General features: G+C 68.3%; 14 protein-coding genes. 4 read left to right on the top strand and 10 right to left on the bottom strand.

The window, feature by feature from the left end; genetic code table 11:
• The first annotated feature begins 54 nt into the window (after nt 1–54).
• A complete protein-coding gene (locus tag EV380_RS04615; RefSeq protein WP_242607504.1) occupies nt 55–462 on the top strand; it encodes a DUF4870 domain-containing protein in 408 nt (135 codons plus the stop codon).
• A 12-nt stretch (nt 463–474) separates the two neighbouring features.
• On the opposite strand, the gene hemW is transcribed toward EV380_RS04615, so the two are convergent.
• Together hemW and lepA are read right to left on the bottom strand one after the other, a co-directional pair.
• A complete protein-coding gene (hemW, locus tag EV380_RS04610) occupies nt 475–1,704 on the bottom strand; it encodes a radical SAM family heme chaperone HemW (protein WP_130449656.1) in 1,230 nt (409 codons plus the stop codon).
• A 2-nt stretch (nt 1,705–1,706) separates the two neighbouring features.
• Nucleotides 1,707–3,560 (bottom strand): translation elongation factor 4, encoded by a 1,854-nt coding sequence (lepA, locus tag EV380_RS04605; RefSeq protein WP_102158316.1) that lies wholly within the window; start codon nt 3,558–3,560, stop codon nt 1,707–1,709.
• A 184-nt stretch (nt 3,561–3,744) separates the two neighbouring features.
• On the opposite strand from lepA, the gene EV380_RS04600 reads away from it, so the two are divergent.
• Nucleotides 3,745–4,308 carry a type II toxin-antitoxin system PemK/MazF family toxin gene (locus EV380_RS04600; protein ID WP_130449654.1) on the top strand — a complete coding sequence of 188 codons (564 nt, stop codon included), beginning with the start codon at nt 3,745–3,747 and terminating at the stop codon, nt 4,306–4,308.
• 181 nt (nt 4,309–4,489) lie between these two features.
• Nucleotides 4,490–4,750, top strand: a complete 261-nt coding sequence (rpsT, locus tag EV380_RS04595; RefSeq protein WP_102158314.1) for a 30S ribosomal protein S20 — start codon at nt 4,490–4,492, stop codon at nt 4,748–4,750.
• Nucleotides 4,751–4,830: 80 nt separating this feature from the next.
• On the opposite strand, the gene holA is transcribed toward rpsT, so the two are convergent.
• The 8 genes from holA to EV380_RS04555 form a co-directional block, all read right to left on the bottom strand.
• The gene (gene holA / locus EV380_RS04590) at nt 4,831–5,847 is read right to left on the bottom strand and encodes a DNA polymerase III subunit delta (protein ID WP_130449652.1); all 1,017 of its coding nucleotides are present in this window, start codon (nt 5,845–5,847) and stop codon (nt 4,831–4,833) included.
• Nucleotides 5,801–8,485, bottom strand: coding sequence for a ComEC/Rec2 family competence protein (locus EV380_RS04585; protein WP_130449650.1), 2,685 nt, complete (start codon nt 8,483–8,485; stop codon nt 5,801–5,803). The genes holA and EV380_RS04585 overlap by 47 nt, the downstream gene beginning before the upstream one ends.
• On the bottom strand, nt 8,485–9,207 hold the full coding sequence (locus EV380_RS04580; RefSeq protein ID WP_130449648.1) for a ComEA family DNA-binding protein: 723 nt from the start codon (nt 9,205–9,207) through the stop codon (nt 8,485–8,487). The genes EV380_RS04585 and EV380_RS04580 overlap by 1 nt, the downstream gene beginning before the upstream one ends.
• Nucleotides 9,208–9,299: 92 nt before the next feature.
• Nucleotides 9,300–10,238 carry a DegV family protein gene (locus EV380_RS04575; RefSeq protein WP_130449646.1) on the bottom strand — a complete coding sequence of 313 codons (939 nt, stop codon included), beginning with the start codon at nt 10,236–10,238 and terminating at the stop codon, nt 9,300–9,302.
• A gap of 18 nt (nt 10,239–10,256) precedes the next feature.
• Nucleotides 10,257–12,755, bottom strand: coding sequence for a leucine--tRNA ligase (gene leuS, locus EV380_RS04570; RefSeq protein ID WP_207219311.1), 2,499 nt, complete (start codon nt 12,753–12,755; stop codon nt 10,257–10,259).
• A 276-nt stretch (nt 12,756–13,031) separates the two neighbouring features.
• Nucleotides 13,032–14,543, bottom strand: coding sequence for a glycerol kinase GlpK (gene glpK / locus EV380_RS04565; RefSeq protein ID WP_130449642.1), 1,512 nt, complete (start codon nt 14,541–14,543; stop codon nt 13,032–13,034).
• Between the two features lie 46 nt (nt 14,544–14,589).
• Nucleotides 14,590–15,324 carry an MIP/aquaporin family protein gene (locus EV380_RS04560; protein ID WP_130449640.1) on the bottom strand — a complete coding sequence of 245 codons (735 nt, stop codon included), beginning with the start codon at nt 15,322–15,324 and terminating at the stop codon, nt 14,590–14,592.
• Nucleotides 15,325–15,383: 59 nt separating this feature from the next.
• Nucleotides 15,384–17,078 (bottom strand): glycerol-3-phosphate dehydrogenase/oxidase, encoded by a 1,695-nt coding sequence (locus tag EV380_RS04555; protein WP_242607503.1) that lies wholly within the window; start codon nt 17,076–17,078, stop codon nt 15,384–15,386.
• Between the two features lie 157 nt (nt 17,079–17,235).
• Between EV380_RS04555 and EV380_RS04550 the strand changes: the two genes are divergently transcribed.
• The gene (locus tag EV380_RS04550) at nt 17,236–18,243 is read left to right on the top strand and encodes a sugar-binding transcriptional regulator (RefSeq protein ID WP_242607502.1); all 1,008 of its coding nucleotides are present in this window, start codon (nt 17,236–17,238) and stop codon (nt 18,241–18,243) included.
• Nucleotides 18,244–18,248 lie beyond the last annotated feature (5 nt).

The following is an 18,248-nucleotide window of genomic DNA, read 5'->3' as shown; positions in this document are numbered from 1 at the left end:
AGCAAACCGGTCGCATACGACCGGTGATGAATCCCGCCCAGTGAAGGAAACCTTGTGAACGAGAGGATGAAGGACCCCGGTCAGCGCCCGGATGCGCATTTCGAGGGCTCCTCCCCCGCGGCTGAGCCTCTGACGCCCAGTCAGGACAGGCAGTGGGCCACGATGGCGCATTTCGGCGCGATCCTCGGATGCGTGCCGTCCGCCATCATCTACTACGTCTACCGGGACCGCGGCGCGTTTACGAGCCAAGAGGCCAAGGAGGCCTTCAACTTCACCCTGCCGATGACCGTGGCCGCGATCATCTGCAACATCCTGACACTCTTGCCGGCCATCGGCGGCTTCTTCGCGATCATCGCCGTCGGCATCTGGGTTTTCGTCAGTGTCAACGGCATCATTGCCGGTCTTGAAGCCAACCGTGGCCGTCCCTACCGCTACCGGATCAACCTCCGCCTCATCGCCTGAGCGAAACCCGGCTCAGAAGCCGAGCAGCCGACGCACGACGGCGTCCGCTAACAGGCGCCCGCGGAGTGTAAGCCGGATGGCGCCGCGGATTGCGGCGGGGCCATCGACGAGCTCGTCGGCGATGAGCCCTGCCACCTCGCGCCGGGCTGAGGCCGGGAGTTCGCTGGTCTGCAGCCCGTCGCTGATCCGGGACATCAACATGACCCGCTCGAGCAGGCGCGCCTCGTCGTCGGGCTCCTCGCGACCTGCCGCTGGCGATTCCCGAGCGTCGATGCGCTGCTGGTATGCGGACGGGTGCTTCACGTTCCACCAGCGCAGTCCGCCCACGTGCGAGTGCGCGCCCGGCCCAACGCCCCACCAATCGCCGCCGCGCCAGTAGGCGAGGTTGTGACGGCAGCGGCCTGAAGCATCGCGGGACCAGTTCGACACCTCATACCAGTCGAAGCCGGCGTCTTTGAGCACTCGATCCGCCAGCAGATACTTGTCGGCGTGGTCGTCGTCGTCGATGTCGGGCACCTGCCCACGCCGGATCTGCGCGGCCAGTTTGGTGCCCTCTTCGATGATGAGCGCATAGGCCGAGACGTGGTCGGGTTCGTAGGAGACGGCCTCGCGCAGGCTCGTCTCCCAGTCCGCCAGGCTCTCCCCCGGCGTGCCGTAGATCAGGTCGACGCTGACGCTCAGCCCGGCTTCGCGCGCCCACTGCACCGCAAGGGGGACGCGCGAGGGCCGGTGGGTGCGGTCGAGGATCTTGAGCACGTGCGGGACAGCCGACTGCATACCGATGGAGACGCGAGTGAATCCGCCGGCGGCGAGCACCCGGAACGTCTCCGGAGTCACAGACTCCGGATTCGCCTCGGTGGTGACCTCCGCCCCGTCGGCCAGCCCCCATGCCTCGCGAATCCCGGCCAGGATGCGCACGAGGTCCTCGGCGGGCAGCAGTGTCGGCGTCCCGCCGCCGAAGAACACGGTGTCCACCGGCCGACCCGGGATGCCGGAGGCCCGCAAGGCGCCGGCCGCGAACTCGACCTCGCGCGCGGCAGCATCTGCGTAGGAGTCCTGGCTGGCCCCGGAGCCGAGCTCCGACGCGGTGTAGGTGTTGAAATCGCAGTAGCCGCAGCGAACCGCGCAGAACGGAATGTGCACGTAGACGGAGAAAGTCCGGTCGGCGGCGCCGGCGGCCGCCCTGTCGGGCAGCCGGCCATCGGCCGGGGCCGGGTCCCCCAGCGGGAGAGTCGAGGGCACGCCTACTTCTTCTTTTCTCCGGCTGCAGACTGCGACGACAGCGCAGCGATGAAGGCCTCCTGGGGCACCTCGACGCGGCCGACCGTCTTCATGCGCTTCTTGCCTTCCTTCTGCTTTTCGAGCAGCTTGCGCTTGCGGCTGATGTCGCCGCCGTAGCACTTGGCGAGCACGTCCTTGCGGATGGCCCGGATGTTCTCGCGGGCGATGATGCGCGACCCGATGGCCGCCTGGATCGGCACCTCGAACTGCTGGCGCGGGATGAGCTCGCGCAGCTTCTTGGTCATCATGAGGCCGTACGCGTACGCCTTGTCCTTGTGCGTGATGGCGCTGAACGCGTCGACATGGTCGCCCTGCAGGAGCACGTCGACCTTGACGAGGTCGGCGACCTGCTCACCGTCGGCCTTCCAATCCAGCGACGCGTAGCCCCGCGTACGGGACTTGAGGTGGTCGAAGAAGTCGAAGACGATCTCGGCCAGCGGCAAGCGGTAGTGCATCTCGACGCGGTCCTCGGAGAGGTAATCCATGCCGCCCATCTGCCCGCGGCGCGCCTGGCAGAGCTCCATGATGGTACCGACGAACTCACTCGGGGCCAGCACTGTGGCCGAGACCATCGGCTCGCGTACCTCGAGGATCTTGCCCTCGGGGAACTCGCTCGGGTTGGTGACGGTGACCGTCGCCTTATCCTCGGTCATGACCTGATAGACCACGTTCGGGGCCGTCGAGATGAGGTCGAGGCCGAACTCGCGCTCGAGGCGCTCGCGGACGATCTCGAGGTGGAGCAGGCCGAGGAAGCCGACGCGGAATCCGAACCCGAGGGCCACGGAGGTCTCCGGCTCGTAGATCAGCGCCGCATCGTTGAGCTGCAACTTCTCGAGGGCGTCGCGCAGGGCCGGGTAGTCGGACCCGTCGAGCGGGTACAGGCCGGAGAAGACCATCGGTTTCGGCTCGTCGTAGCCGGCCAGCTGTTCGCTCGCCGGCTTGTTCAAGTTGGTGACCGTGTCGCCGACCTTGGACTGGCGGACGTCCTTCACGCCGGTGATCAGGTAGCCGACTTCGCCGACGCCGAGACCCTTGGTCGGCTGCGGCTCGGGCGAACTCACACCGATCTCGAGCAGCTCGTGACTGGCGCGGGTGGACATCATCTGGATGCGTTCACGCGGCTTCAGGTTGCCGTCGACCACGCGGACGTACGTGACGACACCGCGGTAGCTGTCATACACCGAATCGAAGATCATGGCGCGAGCAGGAGCGTCCGCGTCCCCGACGGGGGCGGGCAGGTCGCGCACGATCTTGTCGAGGAGCGCCTCCACGCCCTCGCCTGTTTTTCCGGAGACGCGGAGGACGTCGTCGGGCTCGCCGCCGATGAGGTTGGCGAGTTCCTCCGCGTACTTCTCGGGCTGCGCGGCCGGCAGGTCGATCTTGTTGAGTACGGGGATGATCGTCAGATCGTTCTCCATGGCCATGTAGAGGTTCGCCAGCGTCTGCGCCTCGATGCCCTGCGCAGCGTCGACGAGGAGAATCGCGCCCTCGCACGCGGCGAGAGAGCGCGAGACCTCGTACGTGAAGTCGACGTGTCCGGGCGTGTCGATCATGTTCAGCGCGTGGGCCTTGCCCTCGAGCTCCCACGGCATACGAACGGCCTGCGACTTGATGGTGATGCCGCGCTCACGCTCGATATCCATGCGGTCCAGGTACTGGGCCTTCATCTCGCGCGGCTGGACGACCCCTGTCGCCTGCAGCATCCGGTCGGCCAGGGTCGACTTGCCATGATCGATGTGGGCGATGATGCAGAAATTCCTGATGATCGCCGGATCGGTGGCGGCGGGCACCGGCGCGGTGCGGGCCAATGGAGACACGTTGAAGACCTCGATGCTATGCGGACACAGAAGGATCGCGGCCGCACGCGGCCACGGGAAATTTCATTCTCCCATGAAATGGCACCGAACCGGCACCCGACGCGGTCCCTACGTCAGCACACGCCGCCGCCATGCCGGGACGCGACTCCGTGTCCGCCGGACGGACGGCTGATAACTTGCTGTCATGCAGATCAACGCGGGAACAGTTCGACGCTGGGTCGGTATCGTCCGCCGTGTCATCCGAGACGTCAACAAGACCAAGGGCGCCACCAGCGGACCCCGGAACCGGCACGGCGGCCAACGCCCCGATGCCGCCCCGGCAAGTCTGGGCGGCGGCAGCTGGGAGGAGGGCGGGTATCCGGGCGACTTCACGGGAGCCGTTCGCCCGGTCTACACGCCGTCCCCCGACGGCATCCCGGATCCAGGAGAGATCGTCTGGGCATGGATCCCCTACGAGGAGGACTACTCCCGAGGCAAGGACCGCCCGGTGCTCCTGATCGGCCGCGACGGCTCCTATCTGCTGGCCCTCATGCTGACGAGCAGGGACCACAACAACGAGCACGAGTCGGATCCGGACTATGTCGACATCGGATCGGGAGACTGGGACGGCCGAGGCCGCGAGAGCGAGGTCAAAGTCGACCGCGTGATCCGCTTGTTGCCGGCGGGCGTTCGCCGCGAGGGCGCCGTTCTCCCCCGGCAGAAATTCGATCTTGTCGCGCGCCGCGTGGCGGGGCGATTCGACGGCTGAACCGCGCCCCCAGCGCCCTTTGCGCAGGGGGCGATCTACGGATAGACTGGGTGACAATGTGCCCGTGCAGGTCGACGGGCGCGTCTTACGGAGTCGCCAAAGGCATCCCCACGCCGCTCAGTCAATGGCTCCAGTAGATAACCCTCAGACCTTATCCACAACAGCAAGAGAGTTTACCTAAGTGGCAAACATCAAGTCCCAGAAGAAGCGCATTCTCACCAACGAGAAGGCGCGTGCGCGCAATGCCGCGTACAAGTCCGAGCTGAAGACGCTGATCCGTAAGGTTCACGCGGCTGTTGCAGCTGGCAACAAGGAAGCCGCCACCGCGGCTCTCGCCGCTGCCAGCCGCAAGCTGGACAAGGCTGTCAGCAAGGGTGTTGTTCACAAGAACCAGGCTGCCAACCGCAAGTCTGGTATTGCACAGAAGGTTGCTTCCCTCTAAAGCAACCAACTGACGAAGAGCGGGTCGCCCCTGGTGGGCGACCCGCTCTTTTCATATGCTGGCGAGGGGTGGCCGCGCCATCAGCGGCGGGCTGACATCGCAATCCGCGACACAGCACGCTCGACGGCGTATTCGGGGTCTCGCCCAGCGCCTTTGACCATCTGGTCGGTCTCGGCAATCAGTTCGAGGCACCTGGCCAGATCGTCCTGCGACCAGTAGCGAGCCTGTTCCTGTGCCTGCTGCACCTGCCATGGAGGCATCCCCAACTCCTGCGCCAGTTGACCGGAGGACTGCCGCACCCCGGCGACTTTGGCGACCTGACGCAGCTTCATCGCGAGTGCGGCGACGATCGGCACGGGATCGGTGCCCGTGGCGATAGCGTGCCGCAACGTCGAGAGCGCGACGGCGCCACGACCAGTGAGAGCGGCGTCAGCGACTTTGAAACCGGTGGCTTCGACGCGACCGCCGAAGTACTCGTCAACTTTCTCCTGTGAGATCTCCCCGGTGGCGTCCTGCACCAGCTGCGAACACGCGGAGGCAAGCTCAGCCAGGTCGGAACCGACGGCGGCGACAAGGGCGCGGGCCGCCTCCGGCTGGATCCGGCGACGGTGTTGCCGGAACTCCTGGGCGACGAACTCGAGCTTGTCGGCATCCTTCTTCAGCGGCTGGCAAGCGACGGTGGGCACCGACGCCTTCTTCAGCGCGTCGAGCAGCTTCTTACCCCGGTTCCCACCCGAATGGTGCATGACCATGGTGACGTCTGCCGCGCCGTCCTTAAGGTATTCGAGCGCGTCCACGAGGAAATCCTCGCTCATCGTGGCCAGAGACCGGACCTCGATGTGTTTGGATTCTCCGAACAGTGACGGGCTCGCGGCCATGAGCAGTTCGCCGCGCTCGTAGGAGGACGCGTCGAACCGGGTGACTTCCGTTTCCGGCTCTGCGGCCATCACCTGGCTGCGCACGAGATCGAAGCTGCGCGAGGCGACATACTCCTCCGGTCCGGACAACAGGATCAAAGGCGCCGGCTCGACACCCCGCCAGGCGTGCGGGTCAACCGCGCCGCGCTGGGAACCGCGACGTGGGCGCGCTCCGGACATGAATTCCTCCTCGGTGACGTCGGTCTTCGATCCTATCGCGTCGCGTTCCGCGCCGAGGGTCGAGGACGCGCACGGCCAGCCGCGCCGCCCCGGACCCGCCCTGCAGGTCCAGCAGCAGGGTGCCCTGTTCGTCGGTCCGCAGCAACGGGACCCCCGCGTCCCGGTAGGCGTCCACGATCCGCGGCGAGGGATGACCATAGGTGTTCTCCCGCCCGACACTGACGAGCCCGATCTTCGGCCGGGCGAGCTCGAGCGTCTCCGTGCCCCCGTTGGATGCACCGTGGTGGGAGACCTTCAGCACGTCGGCCCGCAGATCGGGGTGCGCCCGGAGCAACGCTTTCATGGCCTCGTCCTCGATGTCGCCAGTCGCGAGCATGCGAGCCTCCGCTCCAGCTTCGGAGACGATGAGGTCCAGTACGAGCGACGCGTCGTTCTCCCCGCCCGGAATGCGGTCGGCGTCCGGCCACAGCGCCCGCCACGACAGGGAGTGCTGCCCGTGCCCGAAGTCTCCGTGGTCCCCGGCGACGAGCCTGCGAATCAACGGCGGGGCCGAGGATCCCGTACCGGACAGCCCCAGCAGACGTTCCGGGTGTCCCTCCCCCGGGCCCATATATGGTTGCGCGGTCGAATAGTAGACCTCACGAACAGGGTATCGACTCGCCACGTCCGTCAGGCCGCCCACGTGGTCCGCGTGCAAGTGGCTGACGAAGACGGCTTCAAGCTGCTCCACTCCGACCCGGTCCAGGCACGAGAGGAACGCTTCGGGCTCGTCGCCGACATCGATGGCCACGGCGGCCGACTCGCCGGTGCGAATCAGAAATCCATCCCCCTGACCCACGTCGCACGCCACGACGTTCCAGTCCTGCATCCGGGGTTCCAACAACGGCGTGGCCGGGGCCAGGACCGCGGCGATCATCGCCGCAGCCGCCGAGACGGCACCGGTGGCCGCAGTCCACGGCGGGACGCGACCCGCCGTATCCGGTCCACGGCGGACGCGAGCGGGCCGCCGCGCCTGCCGGGCGACCGCCCACAGGGCAAGGGCAGCGCACAACACCAGGCCCACCGCCAGCCCGGAGCCGACCCCGCCCTCCGGCCAGGGCACGGACGCGCCCGGCCAGCTCCCGATCGTCGTGCCGAGCAATCCCACGAGGTGCGCCGCCCACCCCGAGAGGAAGACCAATGGGGAAGCAAAGACGCTGGGCAGGGTCGAGGTCACCAGGCCCGCAGTGCCGAGCACGGTGATGAAGGGCACGAGCGGTGCGACGACGAGATTCGCCAGCACCCCGTAAGTGGCCAGCCGGGGCTGCAGCGCCACGAGGACCGGCTGGCAGAACAACTGTGCAGCGAGGCTGATGGCCACGCCTTGAGCGAGCCAGAGCGGCATCACCGCGGCGAGCCGGGCGGCCATCGGCCGCCCCATCACGACGATCCCCGCCGTCGCGAGGACCGATAGCTGAAAGGCCGGGTCGCGCGAAAAAGCAGGCATGAGCCCCAGCAGGACGACGCTGCACGCGCACAGTGCCGCGAACGCCTGCCGGCCGCGTCCGACGAAGACCGCCACTGCGGCGATCGCCCCCATGACGGCCGCGCGGATCACGCTGGCCTCGAAGCCCACGAGGACGACAAAACCGGCCAGCGAGGCGGTCGCACCCGCGAAGGCTGCCCATCTCGGGCACCGCGCCAACCGCATCACCCAGAGCACCGTGCCGAAGATGAAGGCGCAGTTCGCCCCGCTGACCGCAGTCAGGTGCGCTAATCCCGTGACCTTCATCGCCTCGTCCAGTTCCTCGGACTGCCCGCTCCGGTCACCCATGACCATGCCCGGCAGCAGTGCGGACCCGTACTCGGGGAGGTGACTGCTGCGTTCGACGAAACGATCCCGCAGCTGGTGCACGAGCCCGTCGCGTCGGGGATCGACGATGGTCTCGCCGTCGTCCATCGCGGCCCAGTACGCGTGGTTCATCCCCTCCTCCGCCGCCTTCAGCACGGCGAACCCGTAGACGCGGGTCTGCGCGCGTTGTGGTCCTGGTCGGGCGCTCCCGTGCCCCTCCCCCGGCAGGCTCAGGTACACCGGAACATCGGCCTCGTGCCATCGCCCCCGGGACCAGAAGCGCTGCACTTCGGCCGGGCCGGAGATCTTCCAGCGGCCGCCCTCTACGTCGGCAGCCTCATCGGGGGCCCCGTCTGTGTCCCAGGTGGCGCGCGGTGCACGGCCGACACGGTCGGATTCGTCCGTTCCTCGCGACCACGGGTCCTCCCTCCACCTCGACAGCGCGTCCCCCGTCAGCTCGATCTCGACGCGCACGGCCGAGCCGCCATCGACATGCTCGGCGAGCTCCTCGCGGCCCGTCATCGGGTCGATCAGCGCGACAGTGGAGGCCACGAGCGTGCCACCGGCCATCACGGCCAAGGCCGGCCCCCACAGGTGATGGGACCAGGCAACGATCCCCCGATTGCGCGCCAGCGCCCACCCGAGCACGCCGAGCAGGCAGACCCCAGCGGCTGCGGCCCAGCCGGCGAGGACCGGGCTGGCTTGCCCCAACGCCAGCGCCGCACCCCACGCCCCGGCGACGGCCCAAATCCCGCGCGCGTCGAAACCAGGGTGCCGGCTGCCGGAGTGGTCTGAAACCCCTGGCATCAGAACGCGACGAGGTCGCCGAGCTGCTCGAGCAGCACCGGCCCGATGCCCGAAACGGCGCCCAAGTCGCTGACGTTCTGGAAGGGTCCATTGCGCTCGCGGAAGTCGACGATGCGCCCGGCCAGCGCCGGGCCGATGCCCGGCAACGCCTCGAGGCCTGCGGCATCGGCAGTGTTCACGTTGACGGTCGCTTCCGCACCAGTGCCGCCGGGCTGTCCGCCAGCCTGAGCTTGAGCGGGCATCTCCTCGGCCTCCGACCGGGTCGGGATCCAAATCTGCTGACCGTCCGCGACTTCGGCGGCCAGATTGACGACCTCTGTCGCGGCCTCCTTGGTCGCGCCCCCGGCCGCTTCGAGTGCCTCGAGTGCACGGGCGCCGCTGTCGAGTTCATAGACCCCGGGTTTCCGGACGGCGCCGACGACGTGCACCAGCAGCTCCGACGCGGCCTGTTCGGGTGTCGTTCCAGTCGTCTCCGGGCTCGCGTACTCCACCGCGGGCGAACTATCAGCGGAGTCCGGAGCGTGCGCCTCTTGGTGCAGTTCGACGGTCTGGAGCTCCCGTGCGCCGCCGCTGAACGGCCGCACGACGAGGCTGACCCCGATCCAGACGATCACCCCGACGGTGAGACAGATGAGCACGCCGCGGCTGAGCGACCAGCGCACGCGGGCGGGCGCCGGCTGTTCCCGGGTGTCGTTGCGTGTCTGCCAGCGGTGTCGAACCATGCCTCGACGCTAGGGCCACGATGAGCCCGCCGGGGTGCGCCGAGGCCTCCTGTGGATCGCCACGTCGGGTCCGCGTCATTGTGGACGCGGAGTCAGGCGACGACGACGGCGACGACGCCGGCGCCGGTGTGCGCGCCGAGCACGGCCGGCAGCCCGACGACACGCACCTCCTCCGCCGCGTAAGCGGCGAGCTCGTGCACGATCTCTTGGGCCCGGTCGGCGTTGCCGTAGCAGTGCACCGCGATGTGCGCCGGCCGTCCCGTGCGCTCCGCGCGCGCCACGGCCTCGTCGCGGCTGATCTCGACGAGCCGGGCGAGCGCGCGCGACTCGGTGCGTACCTTCTCGCGGATCTGGATGTGACCGTCACTGAGCGTCAGGAGCGGCTTGACCGCCAGCAGGGTGCCCAGCACGGAGGCGGCCAGCGTGATGCGCCCGCCGCGACGGAGCTGGTCCAGCGAGGGCACGACGAAATTGATGACTCCCGGATCCTCGACCGTGGCCGCGGCAGTCACGTCGTCGACGCCGGCGCCGACGCGGGCCGCTTCGAGCGCGGCGAGAACCGCGTACCCCTGGGCCATGCCGACGGTCTCCGAGTCGACGACGCGCACGTCGATCCCGATGTCTTCGGCGGCGAGCCGGGCGGCGTCCACCGTCCCGGAGAGCCGAGAGGAGAGATGCACGGAGACGATTCCGGCGTATCCGGCCGTCTCGAGCTCGCGGTAGGTGCGGGCGAAGACGCCCGGAGCCGGACGCGACGTGCTGATCTTGGCCCCCGTGGCGAGGCCCGTGGCCAAGGCGGTGGCGACGTCGTCGTGCCCCTCGGTGTAGATCTGTCCGTCGATCATGACGGGCATCGGCACGACGCGCACCCCGGCCCCGAAGCGGGCCAACCAGTCCTCGGGCAGCGCGGCTGCGCTGTCGGTCACGACGGCGACGCGTACGGCCACCTGACCCGGACGCAGCACGGGGACGGTCAGCTCGCGGAGTCGTTCGATCCACCCCGCGGCCTGCCGTCCCCGCGTCTCGCCCATACCGTGCAGCCTACCGGGCTAGGCCGGGACGATGTTGACGAGTTTCGGCGCCCGGACGATGACCTTGCGCGGTTCGACGCCACCGAGGATCTTCTGCACGGCGTCGGAGGCGAGGGCCAGCTCGCGCAGCTCGTCTTCGCCGATCTCCGGGGAGACCTCGAGGCGGGCGCGTACCTTGCCCTTGATCTGCACGACGGCGACGACCGTGTCGTCGACGAGCAGGGCCGGGTCGACCGCAGGCCAGCCGGCCTTCGCAACGGAGGGCTCGTGGCCCAGACGGGCCCACATGTCCTCCGCCGTGTAGGGGGCGAACAGGCTAAGGACGACGGCGACGGCCTCGACCGCCTCGCGAACCGCCGGGTCTGCCGGACCCGCGCCCGAGTCGATCGCCTTGCGGGTCGCGTTGACGAGTTCCATCGTCTTGGCCACGACGACGTTGAACTTGCCCGATTCGAGCAGCTCCCCGGCCTCGGCGACGGTCTTGTGGGTGATCGAGCGCAGACCCGCATCACCGGTGGCCGCGTCCGCGCCGGGGGCGCTCGTCACGTCGCCGGCGAGGCGCCAGGCGCGCGCCAGGAACTTGGCGGAACCGGACGGCGAGACGTCCGCCCAGTCGACATCGTCTTCAGGCGGGGAGGCGAAAATCATCGTCAGGCGGACCGCGTCGACGCCGAACAGGTCCAGCTGTTCGCCGAGGTCGACGCCGTTGCCGAGGGACTTGCTCATGGCCTTGCCCCCGTTGAGCACCTGCCCCTGGTTGAGGAGGGCGCTGAACGGCTCGGAGGCCTCGATGAGGCCGAGGTCGTGGATGACCTTCGTGAAGAATCGGGCGTAGAGCAGGTGCAGGATCGCGTGCTCGACACCGCCGACGTACTGCCCGACGGGCATCCAGTTCTTCGCGGCCTCGGGGTCGAACGGGCCCTCGGTGTACTGCGGGGAGACGAAGCGCAGGAAGTACCAAGACGAGTCCACGAACGTGTCCATCGTGTCGGTGTCGCGCTTGGCGTCGGCCCCGCAGCGCGGGCACGCCACGTTGACCCAGTCCTCCGCTGCGGCCAGCGGGCTCGTGCCCTTCGGGGAGAGCTGCTCGCCGCGCAGGTTGTCCGGCAGCCGCACGGGCAGCTGGTCGTCGGGCACCGGCACCTCGCCGCAACTGGCGCAGTGGATGATCGGGATCGGGGTGCCCCAGAACCGCTGGCGGGAGAGCAGCCAATCGCGCAGGCGGTAGTTCACCGTCTTCTCGCCGGTGCCGGCACCCTCGACAATCTCGATGGCCTTCGCGATGCCCTCGGCCTTGCCCAGCCCGTCGAGCTCACCCGAGTTCATCAAGGTGCCCTCGCCGGCGGTCGCGACGCCGGTCTCCGCCGGGTCCTCCTCGCCGGTGTCGACGACGGCGCGCACGGGCAGCCCGAATTCGCGCGCGAAGTCGAGGTCGCGCTGGTCGTGGGCGGGCACGGCCATGATCGCGCCGGTGCCGTAGTCGGCGAGGACGTAGTCCGCGGCCCACACGGGCAGTTTCTCCCCGGAGAGCGGGTTGACCGCGTAGCGCCCGGTGAAGACACCGGTCTTGGGCCGCTCGGTGGACTGGCGTTCGATCTCGCTGAGGGCCTTGACGCTCTCCTGGTAAGCCGTCAGGTCGGCCCGGTGCTCGTCGGTGACCAGCTGGTCCGCGAGCTCGGCATCGGCGGCGACGACGAAGAACGTCGCGCCGTGCAGGGTGTCGGGCCGGGTCGTGAACACGGTGACCTTCTCCGCCTCGCGGCCGCCTCCGGCTTCGATGACGAAGTCGACGTGCGCGCCCTCGGAGCGGCCGATCCAGTTCTTCTGCATCAGCAGCACGCGCTCGGGCCAGTGGCCCTTAAGCGCCTCCATGTCGTCGAGCAGCCGGTCGGCGTACTCGGTGATCTTGAAGTACCACTGGTTCAGGGACTTCTTGGTCACCGCCGTGCCGCAGCGCTCGCACGCGCCGTCGACGACCTGCTCGTTGGCCAACACCGTCTGGTCCTTCGGGCACCAGTTGACGGGGTGGTTCTTCCGGTAGGCCAAGCCCTTCTCGTAGAAGCGCGTGAAGAGCCACTGGGTCCAGCGGTAGTACTCGGGGTCGGAGGTGTGCAGGCGGCGCGACCAGTCGGCGCTGATGGCGTAGCGCTTGAACGACGCGGCCTGCGTGTCGATGTTCGTGTAGGTCCACTCCGCCGGATGGGCGTCGCGCTTGATCGCGGCGTTCTCGGCGGGCAGTCCGAAGGAGTCCCAGCCGATCGGGTGCAGCACGTCGTAGCCGCACTGGTTCCAATAGCGCGCGACGACGTCGCCCATCGCGAACGCCTCGGCGTGGCCCATGTGCAGGTCGCCGGAGGGGTAGGGGAACATGTCGAGCACGTAGCGACGCTCGCGGCTGCCGTCGTCGGCCGGCGTGAACACGCCTAGCTCCTCCCACACCGGGCCCCAGGTGGCCTCGATCTCGCGGAAGTCGTAGGCGACACCGCTCTGGGTCGCTTCGCTGGGCTGCGTGCTCACGTGTTGTTTCACCTTCACTGTAGGTAGGTCGTGCGTCGGCGCGGTTCCCCAGTACAAGGGAACGCCGGTGGTGTGGCCAGAACATGCAAAAGCCCCTTGCATGCAAGGGGCGAACCGCGCGAAGACGTCCGTGGGGATCGTCTCGGCGCGGTCAACGTAGGACTGGGCGCAATACCATGCCCGTCAGTTTACAGCACGTCCGGAGGACGACGGCGGCACTCCCCCGCCGCCGTCGTCCCCCGCCCAGCTGGGCGCGGCCGTCGCCGCGCGGCGGCCCTACTTCACGTCTTCGTCGACCCAGTCGAGCGTGCGCGCTACGGCCTTCCGCCAAAGGCGCATCTGGCGCTCGCGCTCGGCGACGTCCATCGTCGGCTCCCACCGCTTGTCCTCGGCCCACTTGGCCGTGAGCTCGCCGAGGTCGTTCCAGAAGCCGGTGGCGAGGCCGGCCGCGTAGGCCGCGCCGAGCGCCGTCGTCTCGGTGATCTTCGGGCGCACCACGGGCACGCCGAGGATGTCAGACTGGAACTGCATCAGGGCGTCGTTGGCGACCATTCCGCCGTCGACGCGCAACTCGGTCAGCGGGACGCCAGCGTCGGAGTTGACCGCGTCGAGCACCTCGCGCGTCTGGAAGGCCGTGGCCTCCAGAGCCGCGCGGGCCATGTGGTTCTTGTTGGCGAAGCGGGTCAACCCGACAATCGCGCCGCGAGCCTCGGGGCGCCAGTGCGGAGCGAAGAGGCCGGAGAACGCCGGGACGATGTAGACGCCGCCGTTGTCTTCAACCTTCTGCGCCAGCTCCTCGATCTCGGGCGCGCTGGCGATGATGCCCAGCTGGTCGCGGAACCACTGCACGAGCGAGCCCGCGACGGCGATCGATCCTTCGAGCGCGTACACCGTCTTGTTCTCGCCGAGCTTGTAGGCGACCGTGGTCAGCAGTCCGTTCTCCGAGTGGACGATCTCCTCACCCGTGTTGAAGATGAGGAAGCAGCCGGTGCCGTACGTGTTCTTGGCCTCGCCCTGGTTGAAGGCCGCCTGGCCGAACGTGGCCGCCTGCTGGTCGCCGAGGATGCCGGCGACCGGGACCTCGCGCAGCAGCTGCGATCCGGCGACGTGGCCGTAGACCTCGGAGGACGAGCGGATCTCCGGCATCATGGACACCGGAACACCGAAGTCCGCCAGGATCTCCTCGTTCCACGTCAGCGAATCCAGGTTCATGAACAATGTGCGCGACGCGTTGGTGACGTCAGTAGCGTGCACGCCGCCGTTGGTCCCGCCGGTCAAGTTCCACAGCACCCACGAGTCGGTCGTGCCGAACATCAGGTCCCCGGCCTCGGCGCGCTCACGGGCACCGTCGACGTTGTCGAGGATCCACTTGATCTTGGTGCCGGAGAAGTAGGTCGCCAGCGGCAGACCGACACGGTCCTTGTAGCGGTCGGTGCCGCCGTCGGCGGCCAGCTCGTCGACGATGCCCTGCGTGCGGGTGTCCTGCCAGACGATTGCGTTGTAGACCGGTTCACCGGTGTTGCGGTCCCAGACCACAGCGGTCTCGCGCTGGTTGGTGATGCCGACGGAGTCGATGTCGTGGCGGGTCAGGTTGGCGCGGGAGAGCGCCTGGCCGACGACCTCGCGGACGTTCGTCCAGATCTCCGCAGCGTCGTGCTCGACCCAGCCGGCCTTCGGCAGGATCTGCTCGTGCTCCTTCTGGCCGACCGAGACGATGTTGCCCGCGTGGTCGAAGACGATGGCGCGGCTGGACGTGGTGCCCTGGTCGATCGCAATGATGTAGCTCATGTGGGGTCTCCTTTGACTGAGTGGATGAGTTGACGATATTGCAGGCTTAGACGAAGACGGCGCCGGCGGCGAGACCGCCGAGTGCGCCGCCGATCAGCGGCCCGACGACCGGGACCCACGCGTAGCCCCAATCGCTACCACCCTTGCCCTTGATGGGCAAGAGGGCGTGCGCGATGCGGGGGCCGAGGTCGCGGGCCGGATTGATCGCGTAGCCCGTCGGGCCGCCGAGCGACGCGCCGATGGCGACAACGAGCAAGCCGGCAGCCAGCGGGCCGAGGCCGTTCGGCGTGCCGTCGAAGGCGCCGAGGACGAAGACGAGGAAGAAGGTTCCGACAACCTCGGTGACGACGTTCCACGGCTTGTTGCGGATCTCAGGCCCGGTGGAGAAGACGGCGAGCTTCGCGCCGGTCTCGGTGTCCGCGTGGTCGAAGTGGTTGCGGTAGGCCAGCCACGCCACGACGGCGCCGATGAACGCGCCGAGCATCTGGGCCGCGAAGTACAGCAGTGCGTTGGGGAAGTTGGCGGCAACGCCGTCGGCGAATTCGGTGGCGTTCGGGTTGGTCAGCAGGCCCACAGTGACCGCCGGGTTCAGGTGCGCGCCGGACTGGGCAGCCACGAAGACACCCGAGTAGACGCCGAGGCCCCAGCCGAAGTTGATGAGCAGCCAGCCGCCGCTGAAGCCCTTGGTCTTGGCGAGAACCACGTTCGCTACGACGCCGCAGCCGAAGGCAAGCAGCGTCATTGTGCCGAGCATCTCGGCGAGGAATATCTGGGCGGTCATCAGGTGACTCCTTTGTCAGTCATTTTCGGTTCGGTGATGAATGTCGTCCAGGCGAGTGCCTAGACAAGCACGACTTGGTGCTTATCGTGCAGAACCGACTCGCAGCCGCGGATCTCGGCTGCTCGGCGGTCGGCGTCCCAGCCGAGGCGAGCAGCGAGCTCGTCCCCCAGCTGTGCGACGAGTTCGTGGGTGACGAGGCCCCGGAAGGCCAAGGCGGTGCGGCGGACAAGCACGTCGATGATGTGGCCGATCTGCTCCCGCTCGACCATGTAGGTCAGCTCGCCCGTGGTCAGCTCGTTCGAGTTGCCGAGTCCGGCCAGCGGCACGTCATCGGGGCCGCCAAGGTACGGAAGCACCTCATCCGCGCGGGTGCCGTATCGCTCGAGCAGGACATCCAGACGCTCGGCGCCGGCAAAGCCGGTCCGCGCCGAGACCCACGCGCGCCGCCCTTCCTCCGTCGTCGGGAAGTTGCGGCCCCCTCCGATGGCGAGACCGGCGGTCTGAACCGAGCGGGTCAGGCCGATCTGTTCGAGGACCTGGTTCGTCAGGTCTTCGGCGACGGCCCGGAACGTGGTCCATTTGCCGCCGACGAGGGAGAAGACCACGTTGCCGCCATCTCGGCGCTCGATGCGGTAGTCGCGCGAGACGAAGCCCGGAGCGGTGTCGTCGTGGCGCGGCAACGGCCGGACCCCGGAGAAGCGGTAGACGATCTGCGAGCGGTCGACGGCGATCTTCGGGAACACGTGCCCGACGAGATCGAAGAAGTAGTCGACCTCCTCCTCCGTGCAGACGGCGTCGGTGCTCATGTCGGCGTCGACGTCGGTCGTACCGACGAGGACGCGGTCCCCCAGCGGGTAGATCAGCACGATGCGGCCGTCGGTGTGCTCGAAGAAGATCTCGCGCCCAGCGCACGCGGCGTGCAGCTCGGGGTGATCCAGGACGATGTGCGAGCCCTTCGTGCCGCCCATGTACTTCGTCGGCGCCCCCATGTCCTGGTTGGTCAAGTCGGTCCACGCGCCGGTCGCGTTGACGACGACGTCAGCGGCGAACTCGAAAGTCTCGCCGGTGAGCTCGTCACGCAGAGTGGCCTTGCCGCCGTCGTTCCCCACGAGCGAGACGTAGTTCGCGGCCCGCGCCTGCGGGTTCGCGGCGAGTCCGTCGCGCAGAACGTCGAGAGTGAGGCGCTCGGGGTTGTGCACGGACGCGTCGAAGTAGGTCGCGGTGTACTTCACGTCGTCGCGCATGGCCGGCAGCTGCTCGAGGCTCGCCTTGCGACCGACGAACGTGTGCCACGGAGTGTTGCGCTTGACGCCGGCGAACGCGTCGTACATCACCAATCCGAGCTTGATCAGGACGGCGCCGCGCTCGGTCGGCTTGCCGGAGCGGTGGGTCAGAAAGCGCATCGGGGCCGAAAGGATCCCGGAGAAGGTCGAGAAGATCGGGATCGTCGTCCGCAGCGGCTTGACGTGGTGGGCGGCGACGGCGAGCAGGCCGTTGCGCTCCTGGACGGACTCGTGCACGAGCCGGAACTCGCCGTTCTCCAGGTAGCGAATGCCGCCGTGGATCATGTGACTGGACGCGCCCGAGGCGCCCTGGCAGTAGTCGCCGCGCTCGACCAGCGTGACGTCGACGCCCTGGAGCGCCAGATCGCGGAACGTTGCAACGCCATTGATTCCGCCACCGACGACCAGCACGCGGGCCTCGGGGCGTTCCTGAAGCTGGCGGACGATCTGGCGGCTCTGTTCGGTCTGCACGGTGGTGATGACTCCTCGAATACGTGGTGTTGTGACCTCAACTGCGGGGTCACACCACCAGTCTTGAAATCCGCCGCACGATCGGTCAATCTAGATGCACAAACGTGCAATAATTGAGCCTCCAGGGAGCTACTCCAGCGTAGGAAAGGTGTCCTCCGTGAGAAAACGTGAGGCGGGTCACCGCAGCGAGGCAGCCGTGCGGCGCGACGTGCAGGCGCTGCGGGCGTCTCAGCTCTATTACGTGCAGCACCTGACCATGGAGTCGATCGCCCGCGACCTCGGCACATCCCGATCCACCGTCTCCCGGCTGCTGACCTACGCGCGCGATGCCGGGATGGTCACGATCACCATCACCGAGAACGAGCGCCAGGCACCGGAGACCGCGGCGGCCATCGCCCGCCTCTTCGGGGTCCGCGTGCACGTGGTCCCCACCGACGGCGGGCTCAGCGAGGCGCAGGTGCTCGACCGCGTGGCGGCTCAGGCCGCATTGCTGACGGGGCGTCTCGTCGACTCCGAGATGACGATCGGCGTCGCCTGGGGGTCGACGATGAGCGCGATCAGCCGACACCTCAAGCGCAAGCCCACACACGACGCAGTTGTCGTCCAGCTCAACGGGTCCGGCAACACGCAGTCCTCCGGCATCGGCTACGCCTCCGAGATCCTGCACCGCTTCGGCACCGCGTTCACGGCGCGGGTCGAGCAGTTCCCGGTGCCGACGTTCTTCGATCGCGCCGAGACCCGCGCGCTGATGTGGCAGGAGCGGTCCGTGCGCCGCGTGCTGGACCTGCACGCGCACATGGGGCTCGCCGTCTTCGGCCTGGGCACGATCGGCGCCGAGGTTCCCAGCCACGTCTACCGCGGCGGTTACCTCACCCCGCGCGACATCAGCGGCCTCCGCCGACAGGGAGTCGTCGGAGACATCGCCACCGTGTTCTTCCGGTCCGACGGCGACACGGAGGGCATCGAGCTCAATGCCCGGTCCACGGGTCCGCCCCTCGAGCAGCTGAAGTCCGTGCCGCGCCGGCTCTGCGCCGTGGCGGGTCAGTCCAAGGTCCCGGCTCTCGCCGCGGCACTTGAAGCGGGCTACATCACCGACCTCGTCGTGGATGAGGGGGCGGCCAGGCACCTCGTGAGGCACCACGAGCGCCACTCGGCGCAGCGGTAGATTGT

It is taken from the genome of Zhihengliuella halotolerans, assembly GCF_004217565.1.
Lineage (GTDB): Bacteria > Actinomycetota > Actinomycetes > Actinomycetales > Micrococcaceae > Zhihengliuella > Zhihengliuella halotolerans.
The sequence above is the reverse complement of the archived record's forward strand: the minus strand, read 5'-3'. Positions and strand labels throughout refer to the sequence as shown.

Excerpts from the sequence above, each read along its gene's own strand:
- holA (WP_130449652.1), bottom strand. The coding sequence starts at position 5,847 with ATGTCCGGAGCGCGCCCACGTCGCGGTTCCCAGCGCGGCGCGGTTGAC.
- EV380_RS04600 (WP_130449654.1), top strand. The coding sequence starts at position 3,745 with ATGCAGATCAACGCGGGAACAGTTCGACGCTGGGTCGGTATCGTCCGC.
- EV380_RS04575 (WP_130449646.1), bottom strand. The coding sequence starts at position 10,238 with ATGGGCGAGACGCGGGGACGGCAGGCCGCGGGGTGGATCGAACGACTC.
- EV380_RS04580 (WP_130449648.1), bottom strand. The coding sequence starts at position 9,207 with ATGGTTCGACACCGCTGGCAGACACGCAACGACACCCGGGAACAGCCG.
- glpK (WP_130449642.1), bottom strand. The coding sequence starts at position 14,543 with ATGAGCTACATCATTGCGATCGACCAGGGCACCACGTCCAGCCGCGCC.
- EV380_RS04560 (WP_130449640.1), bottom strand. The coding sequence starts at position 15,324 with ATGACCGCCCAGATATTCCTCGCCGAGATGCTCGGCACAATGACGCTG.
- EV380_RS04585 (WP_130449650.1), bottom strand. The coding sequence starts at position 8,485 with ATGCCAGGGGTTTCAGACCACTCCGGCAGCCGGCACCCTGGTTTCGAC.